Below are 2,194 nucleotides of genomic sequence, written 5' to 3' on the forward strand. Positions count from 1 at the left end.
AAATAACAGGAACATAGGAGGTATGAAATTTGAAGATCCAAAGAATAGATCATGTGGGTGTAATCGTAAATGATCTCTCTGCCACTAAAAAGTTTTTTCTCGATTTTGGACTTAAGGTGAAAGGTGAATGGAAAATGGAAGGAGAGTTGATGGGATATGCAGTTGGGCTTAATGACGTTAAAGTAGCGTGTGTAGGATTGGGAACGCCAGACGGTCAGACATGGATAGAGCTAATCAAATTTTATTCGCCGTCAGATGAAAAAGATATTCAGCAACCCTTTGCAAATACACTGGGTATCCGACATATTGCATTTACTATTGAAGATATTGAAGCTGTTGTTGCCAAATTGAAAAAGAAGGGTACGGAAATCTTTAGTGAGATACAGCAATATGAAGAAAGTTATAAATTATGCTACGTTCGTGGTCCAGAGGGAATTATTTTGGAGTTGGCTGAGAAAATCAAATAAGTAATGTTAATTAAAATGAAAGTACGACTCTTTGTTACTTTCTTGCAACAATGCCTTTTTTACTGGTGTTTTTTGATAATGGAACGAAATCGTTATAATCCCACATAAAACTTAGAATACTAACAAAAAGGGAAGAACCCTTGAGGGGTGAAGCTGTTTTGGAAACATTATATCGTACGTTCATAATTTTTGTTGCGGGATATTTGTTTTTAAGGATTACTGGAAAAAAAGCTGTATCCCAAATGAACACTATTGATTTATTGTATATTTTTGTCCTTACAAATATTATCAGTACGCCCGTTGAGACTAGTAATGTATGGAAGTCATTAATCTATGCTGGAATCGTTGTGATACTTTATAAAATTATTTTGCGTTTATCCTTACATAATCAATTAAGATGGCTTTTATATGAGCGTCCAATTGTGCTGATTCGTAACGGGGATATAGATCGAAAAGGAATGAAAAAGGCGAAAATGCCATTGAACGAATTATTGTCCAATTTACGAGTGAAAGGCTATACCGATACGCAAAACATTGCCTTTGCAGCCATGGAAGAAACAGGAAATATTAGTGTGATCCCGAAATCGCAATACAGACCAGTTCAACCGAATGATTTAAATTTAAAGGTAAAAAAAGAATACCTTCCAATTCCACTGATAATGGACGGTCAAATCATTTATCATAATTTAAAATATTTACAACTAAACCAAGGGTGGCTCATGAATGAGGTAGATAAAAAGGGAGAAAAAGTAGAGAATATTATGTTAGCAACTTTTTTAGAAAATGGAACGTTATTTATTGATAATAAGGAAATTAAAAATCATAAAAATGATCCTCGCTACTATAATCCTGGGAAAGGCAATTAATGAAATTTAAATAACCCTATTGCATAACATATTCTTATTTTTTGTAAATATCATAATAAAGCAGATAACTTACAATTTATATGCGAACTAATAGTGAAGGGGTGGGGGTATGGCTAAGGTAGGAAAAGATGATTTTGTAAATGGGATTGTTCCGCATCATAATCATGGTTCCGTTGATTACACCTCGATGGAGGCTGGGCATGTTCATCAGTGCTTAGATGTTACGTCTCCACCGATACAAACTCAGGATGGTAGCCATATTCATTATACTGAGGGATTTGGTGTTTTCGAAAACGGGCATAACCATCATTATAAAGCTTATTCAGGTCCGGCTATACCTGTTGGTAATGGAATGCATGTCCACTATTATGATTTTTATACATCAGAAGAAGATGGACATAAGCACCATGTTAAAGGTGTTGATCAGCCGGCTCCAGGAAATAAATAGATTGGCATTGGGCTTCTAGATAATCAATAATGAAAATTAGCAGGATGAAGGGAAGGGTTTGGACTGGGTTCCAAATCCTTTTTAATTGTCCTGCGACCCAAATATACCTACATAATAAACATGTGACCCAAATAAAAATTGAACTTAAAAATGTAACTTACCCAATTTATGGAATATAATAGTAATGAAAGTTGGGGGATAAAATGATTAAACTCATTCAAAGTGTGGGAATTTTTTTTATTGCTACTTTTTTGTAGGCGTTAGTTTTATACAGTCTTTACAGCTGACATTTATTATTACAATTTTACACATTTTATTCCTTTTTTATTGATAATAAATTTCAGAAAAATAAATCTTTATATATGTGAAGTATTGTACTTAAACAAACGGGTGCTAGAGTTTAAGATCCATCT

The 2,194-nt window shown here is 33.8% G+C and carries 3 protein-coding genes; all 3 read left to right on the plus strand.

What is annotated here, in order from left to right:
• Positions 1-29 precede the first annotated feature (29 nt).
• The 3 genes from V7659_RS28605 to V7659_RS28615 all read left to right on the plus strand — a co-directional run bounded on the left by V7659_RS28605 (position 30) and on the right by V7659_RS28615 (position 1,781).
• Positions 30-467, plus strand: a complete 438-nt coding sequence (locus V7659_RS28605) for a VOC family protein (RefSeq protein ID WP_335543443.1) — start codon at positions 30-32, stop codon at positions 465-467.
• 158 nt (positions 468-625) lie between these two features.
• Positions 626-1,333: a DUF421 domain-containing protein gene (locus V7659_RS28610; protein ID WP_335543444.1), complete on the plus strand. Its 708-nt coding sequence runs from the start codon at positions 626-628 to the stop codon at positions 1,331-1,333.
• A 109-nt stretch (positions 1,334-1,442) separates the two neighbouring features.
• Positions 1,443-1,781: a YmaF family protein gene (locus V7659_RS28615; protein ID WP_335543445.1), complete on the plus strand. Its 339-nt coding sequence runs from the start codon at positions 1,443-1,445 to the stop codon at positions 1,779-1,781.
• The last annotated feature ends 413 nt before the right edge of the window (positions 1,782-2,194 follow it).

The organism is Neobacillus drentensis (assembly GCF_036966985.1).
Taxonomy (GTDB): Bacteria; Bacillota; Bacilli; order Bacillales; family Cytobacillaceae; genus Neobacillus; species Neobacillus drentensis_E.

Bases quoted from the DNA above. Each gene is read 5' to 3' on its own strand.
- V7659_RS28615 (WP_335543445.1), top strand. From the start codon at position 1,443: ATGGCTAAGGTAGGAAAAGATGATTTTGTAAATGGGATTGTTCCGCAT.